The 6,136-nt window shown below is 72.6% G+C and carries 4 protein-coding genes; 1 reads left to right on the forward strand and 3 read right to left on the reverse strand.

Annotated elements, in window-relative coordinates; genetic code table 11:
• Positions 1-59: 59 nt before the first annotated feature.
• The 3 genes from ACWGH4_RS29155 to ACWGH4_RS29165 form a co-directional block, all read right to left on the reverse strand.
• Complete coding sequence (locus tag ACWGH4_RS29155; RefSeq protein ID WP_453466188.1) at positions 60-1,841, reverse strand: ABC transporter ATP-binding protein; 1,782 nt, start codon at positions 1,839-1,841, stop codon at positions 60-62.
• A complete protein-coding gene (locus ACWGH4_RS29160; protein ID WP_453466190.1) occupies positions 1,838-3,661 on the reverse strand; it encodes an ABC transporter transmembrane domain-containing protein in 1,824 nt (607 codons plus the stop codon). The genes ACWGH4_RS29155 and ACWGH4_RS29160 overlap by 4 nt, the downstream gene beginning before the upstream one ends.
• Before the next feature lie 108 nt (positions 3,662-3,769).
• The gene (locus tag ACWGH4_RS29165) at positions 3,770-4,216 is read right to left on the reverse strand and encodes a MarR family winged helix-turn-helix transcriptional regulator (protein WP_453466192.1); all 447 of its coding nucleotides are present in this window, start codon (positions 4,214-4,216) and stop codon (positions 3,770-3,772) included.
• An 86-nt stretch (positions 4,217-4,302) separates the two neighbouring features.
• On the opposite strand from ACWGH4_RS29165, the gene ACWGH4_RS29170 reads away from it, so the two are divergent.
• On the forward strand, positions 4,303-6,111 hold the full coding sequence (locus ACWGH4_RS29170) for an ABC transporter ATP-binding protein (RefSeq protein ID WP_453466194.1): 1,809 nt from the start codon (positions 4,303-4,305) through the stop codon (positions 6,109-6,111).
• Positions 6,112-6,136: the final 25 nt, after the last annotated feature.

The following is a 6,136-nucleotide window of genomic DNA, read 5'->3' on the forward strand; positions in this document are numbered from 1 at the left end:
CATCTGACGAGCCCGGAGCCCGGCCCCCGCCCGGTACGGGCGTGGGCCGGGCTCCGGGGTCACCCGTGCCAGGAGCGCCAGAGCGCCGCGTACGCGCCGTCCGCCGATACGAGCTCGTCGTGACTGCCGAGCTCGCTGATGCGGCCCTCCTCGACCACCGCGATCACGTCCGCGTCGTGCGCGGTGTGCAGCCGGTGCGCGATGGCGACGACCGTGCGGCCGTCCAGGACACGGGACAGCGAGCGCTCCAGGTGGCGGGCCGCCCGCGGGTCCAGCAGCGAGGTGGCCTCGTCCAGCACCAGTGTGTGCGGGTCCGCGAGGACGAGGCGGGCGAGTGCGATCTGCTGGGCCTGGGCCGGGGTCAGCGAGAGGCCGCCGGAGCCGACCTCCGTGTCCAGACCGTCGTCCAGCGCCCGCGCCCAGCCGTCCGCGTCCACCGCGCCGAGAGCGGCCCACAGCTCCGCGTCCCCGGCGGAGGAGCGGGCGAGGAGCAGGTTGTCCCGCAGTGAGCCGACGAAGACGTGGTGCTCCTGGTTGACGAGCGCCACGTGCTCCCGCACCCGCTCGGCCGGCATACCCGACAACTCCGCCGCGCCCAGCGTGACATGGCCGCTGCGCGGCGCGTAGATCCCCGCGAGCAGCCGGCCCAGGGTCGACTTGCCGGCGCCGGAGGGGCCGACCAGTGCCATCCGGGTGCCGGGCGGCACCTCCATCGAGACCTTGTGCAGCACGTCGACGCCCTCGCGGTAGCCGAAGTGCACCCGGTCGGCGCGGACGTCCCGGCCGTCGGGCCGCAACTGTTCGTCGCCCGCCTCCGGTTCGATCTCCCGGACGCCCACCAGCCGCGCCAGGGACACCTGAGCCACCTGGAGCTCGTCGTACCAGCGCAGGATCAGGTTCACCGGGTCGACCATCATCTGGGCGATCAGCGCGCCGGTGGTCAGCTGGCCGATGCCGATCCAGCCCTGCAGTACGAACACGCCGCCGATCATCAGCACGGAGGTGAGCACGGTCGCGTGGGTGAGGTTGATGACGGGGAAGAGGACGGACCGCAGGTAGAGGGTGTACCGCTCCCAGGACGTCCACTCCTTGATCCGCCGGTCGGAGAGCGCCACCCTGCGCGCCCCGAGCCGGTGCGACTCCACGGTGCGGCCGGCGTCGACGGTCTCCGCGAGCACGGCCGCCACGGCCGCGTACCCGGCGGCCTCGGAGCGGTACGCCGACGGTGCGCGCTTGAAGTACCAGCGGCAGCCGACGACCAGCAGCGGCACCGCCACCAGCACGGCGGGCGCGAGCGGGGGCGCCGTCACGGTGAGCCCGCCGAGGAGCAGCACGATCCAGAAGACGCCGATCGTCAGCTGCGGCACGGCCTCACGCATGGCGTTGGCCAGGCGGTCGATGTCCGTGGTGATACGGGACAGCAGGTCGCCCGTCCCGGCGCGTTCGAGCACGCCCGGAGGGAGTCCGACGGAGCGGACGAGGAAGTCCTCGCGCAGATCGGCGAGCATCCGTTCGCCGAGCATGGCCCCGCGCAGCCGCACCAGCCGGACGAAGACCGCCTGGACGACGAGGGCGGCCGCGAACAGGGCGGCGGTGCGTTCCAGGTGCAGGTCGCGCGCTCCGTCCGCCGCCTTCTCCACGAGCGACCCGAGGAGCCACGGACCGGCCATCGAGGCGACGACGGCGACCGTGTTGACGGTGACGAGGAGCGCGAAGGCGCCCCGGTGCCGCCGCAGCAGCTCGCTCACGTACGCGCGCACGGTGGCCGGTGTGCCCACCGGCAGGGTGGTCGCCGTGCGGAGGGCCGCCGGGTCGTACTCCGGTGGCGCCAGGCCGATCATGCTGTCTCCTCGATGTCTTCGGTGCCGGCCTTCGTGAGCTGTGCCCCGACCGGGCCGCGCGGGGCCGCGACGAGGCGCTGCTCCGTGTCGGTCTCGCGGGTCACGACCGCGCGGTAGCGGGGCTCCGTGCGAAGCAGTTCGCGGTGCGTGCCGACCGCCACGACCGTGCCCTCGTGGACCAGGACGACCCGCTCGGCGCGGTCGAGCAGCAGCGGTGAGGACGTGAACAGGACCGTCGTGCGGCCCGCGCGCAGCTTGCGCACGCCGTCCGCGATACGTGCCTCCGTGTGCGAGTCGACGGCCGACGTCGGCTCGTCGAGCACCAGCACGTCGGGGTCGGTGACCAGCGAACGCGCCAGCGCGAGCCGCTGCCGCTGGCCGCCGGACAGGGAGCGCCCGCGTTCGGTGATGGGCGCGGTCATGGGGTCGTCGTCGAGGGACGCCTGCGCCAGCGCGTCGAGCACGTCGCCGCACTCCGCCGCGGCCAGTGCCCGCTCCGCTGCGACCTCCCCGGACGCCGGTACGTCGAGCAGTTCGGTGAGGGTGCCCGAGAGCAGCACCGGGTCCTTGTCCTGGACGAGCACCACGCCGCGGGCCTCTTCGAGCGGCCGGCCGTCCAGCGCGACGCCGCCGAGCAGCACGGAGGGCAGGCCGTCCGGTTCCGCCGGGTGGCCGCCGAGCCGTTCGGCGAGCAGTCCCCCCGCGTCCGGGTCGCCGCAGACGACGGCGGTGAGCGTTCCGGCCGGGACGAGCAGGCCGGTGGCCGGGTCGTAAAGATCGCCGGTCAGCTCGCGTGCGTCGTCCGCGGGGGTGTCCTGCCGGGCGCTCCGCTCGAGGGACAGCACCCGCGCCGCGCGGCGTGCGGAGGGCCGGGAGAAGGAGTACGCCATGGCGATCTCCTCGAAGTGGCGGAGCGGGTAGCTCAGCAGCATCACCGCGCTGTACACGGTGACCAGTTCGCCCACGGCGATCCGGCCGTCCCCGACGAGACCGAGGCCGTACCAGACGACCGAGATCAGCAGCAGGCCGGGCAGCAGCACCTGCACGGCGGAGATGGCCGACCACATGCGGGCGCTGCGGACGGCGGCGGTGCGGACCTCCTGGGAGGCGTGCCGGTAGCGCTTCAGGAAGAGCTCCTCGCCGCCGATGCCGCGGAGCACCCGCAGGCCGGCGACCGTGTCGGAGGCGAGCTCCGTGGCGCGGCCCGCCTTCTCCCGCTGCACGTCCGCGAGACGGGTGGCCCGGGGGAGCAGCGGCAGGACGCCGAGGGCCAGTACCGGCACGCCGACGGCCACGAGGACGCCGAGGGCCGGCTGGTAGATCAGCAGGCCGACGCAGACCAGCACGACGGTGAGGGCGGCGGCGAGGAAACGGGAGACCGCTTCGACGAACCAGCCGATCTTCTCGACGTCGCCGGTGGACACGGCGACCACTTCGCCGGCCGCGACCCGCCGGGTGAGCGCGGAGCCCAGCTCGGAGGTCTTGCGGATCAGGAGCTGCTGGACGCGCGCCGCGGCGGTGATCCAGTTGGTGACGGCCGTGCGGTGCAGCATGGTGTCGCCGACGGCGATGCCCACGGCGGAGACGGCGAGCAGCGCGCCCGCCACGGCGAGGGAGCTTCCCGACTTCTCCACGACCGCCTGGACGGCCCTGCCGACCCCGTAGGGAAGCGCCATGACGGACACGAAATGGAGCAATCCCCACGACAGGGAACGGAGTTGGCCGCGCAGCTGCCGACGTCCGAGCCAGAGGAGGAATCCCGGCCCCGACCGGACGTCCGGCAGACCAGGATCGACATACGGAAGGTCGCGAATCTGCATGATGTCCCAGATCGTTCGGAAGGTCGGCACAGATCTGCCAGCCTCCCGCCCCGGGACGGGCGGCAGCAAACGATTTATCCCGGTGCTCCGGGCTCCTGTGCCGGTGGGTCAGCAGCGCGGTCCGGGGCTGTCGACCAGGGCGGACAGCAGGCCGGCGAGGGTTTCGCGCTGCTCCGTGGTGAGGGGGGCGAGCACGTCCTCCGCCGCCGCGCGGCGCGCCTCGCGCAGGGCGCGCAGCGTGGCGCGGCCCGTGTCGGTCAACTCGATCCGGGTGACCCGGCGGTTGGCCGGGTCGGGCACCCGGCGGACCCGGCCACCCGCCTCCAGCCCGTCGACCAGACTCGTGACGGCACGGGGGACCACCTCGAGACGCTCCGCCAGATCCGCCATACGGGGAGGCTCTTCGTAGTGCGCCACGGTGCGCAGCAGTCGCGACTGGGCGGGCGTGATCGCTATGTCCGCCGACTGGAGCTGGCGCTTCTGGCTGCGATGGAGCCGGCGGGTCAGCCGGAGCAGCTGCTCGGCGAGCAGGCCGTCGGCGTCGGGGGTGCTCATGCCGGGAACAATATCAGGACCTTGTTCATTGTGAGTATAGGTAACAATGAGCTAGGCTCTCATCGCATCCCTGACTGAGGAGACCATTGCGGCCCGAACACACCACCTGGACACCACCGCCCAAGGACCCGGACCAACCGCCCGCCGAGGTGCGCCGGATCCTGCGGCTCTTCCGGCCCTACCGCGGCCGGCTCGCCGTCGTGGGCCTGCTCGTCGGCGCCTCGTCGCTGGTGTCCGTCGCCTCGCCGTTCCTGCTGCGCGAGATCCTCGACACCGCGATCCCGCAGGGCCGCACCGGGCTGCTCAGCCTGCTGGCGCTCGGCATGATCGCCACCGCCGTGATGACCAGCGTCTTCGGGGTGCTCCAGACGCTGATCTCCACCACGGTGGGCCAGCAGGTGATGCACGATCTGCGCACCGGGGTCTACGCCCAACTGCAACGGATGCCGCTCGCCTTCTTCACCAGGACCCGCACGGGCGAGGTCCAGTCGCGCATCGCCAACGACATCGGCGGCATGCAGGCCACCGTGACGTCGACGGCCACCTCCCTGGTCTCCAACCTCACCGCGGTCGTCGCCAGCGTCGTCGCCATGCTCGCCCTGGACTGGCGGCTCACCGTCGTCTCCCTCGTCCTGCTGCCGCTGTTCGTCTGGATCAGCCGGCGGGTCGGCCGCGAGCGGAAGAAGATCACCACCCAACGGCAGAAGCAGATGGCCGCGATGGCCGCCACCGTCACCGAGTCCCTCTCCGTCAGCGGCATTCTCCTCGGCCGCACCATGGGCAGGGCCGACTCTCTGACCAGGTCCTTCGCCGAGGAGTCGGAGCGCCTGGTCGACCTCGAGGTGCGCTCGAGCATGGCCGGCCGGTGGCGGATGTCGACCATAGGCATCGTCATGGCGGCCATGCCGGCCCTCATCTACTGGGCCGCGGGCTTCGCCCTGCGGACCGGCGGACCCGCGATCTCCATCGGCACGCTCGTCGCGTTCGTGTCGCTCCAGCAGGGCCTGTTCCGGCCGGCTGTGAGTCTGCTCTCCACAGGGGTGCAGATGCAGACCTCGCTCGCCCTGTTCCAGCGGATCTTCGAGTATCTCGACCTGCGCGTCGACATCACCGAGCCCGCGGAGCCCGTGGCGCTCGACAAGGTCCGGGGCGAAGTGCGCTTCGAGAAGGTCGGCTTCTCCTACGACCCCGCGCAGGAGCGGCCCACCCTCGACGGCATCGACCTCACCGTCCCGGCCGGCGGCTCGCTCGCGGTGGTCGGCCCGACCGGCTCCGGCAAGTCCACGCTGAGCTATCTGGTTCCCCGGCTGTACGACGTCACCGGCGGCCGGGTCACCATCGACGGCGTCGACGTACGGGACCTGGCCTTCGACACGCTCTCGCAGGCCGTGGGAGTCGTCTCCCAGGAGACGTACCTCTTCCATGCCTCCGTCGCCGACAATCTGCGCTTCGCCAAGCCGGACGCCACGGACGAGGAGCTCGAGGCCGCCGCCCGCGCCGCGCAGATCCACGACCACATCGCCTCCCTCCCCGACGGGTACGACACCCTGGTCGGCGAGCGGGGCTACCGCTTCTCCGGCGGCGAGAAGCAGCGGCTCGCCCTCGCCCGCACCATCCTGCGCGACCCGCCGGTCCTGGTCCTCGACGAGGCGACCAGCGCACTCGACACACGGACCGAGCACGCGGTGCAGCGGGCCATCGAGTCCCTCTCGCGGGGGCGCACGACGATCACCATCGCCCACCGGCTCTCCACCGTCAGGGACGCGGACGAGATCGTCGTGCTCGACGCGGGGCGCATCGCCGAGCGCGGCAGCCACCGCGAACTCCTCGAGCGGAACGGCCGCTACGCGGCCCTCGTCCGCAGGGACGCCCAACTGGCCCCTGCCGCGCCCTGACGGCGGCCGCTCGGCGCCCGCGAGC

The organism is Streptomyces sp. NPDC054847 (assembly GCF_053610925.1).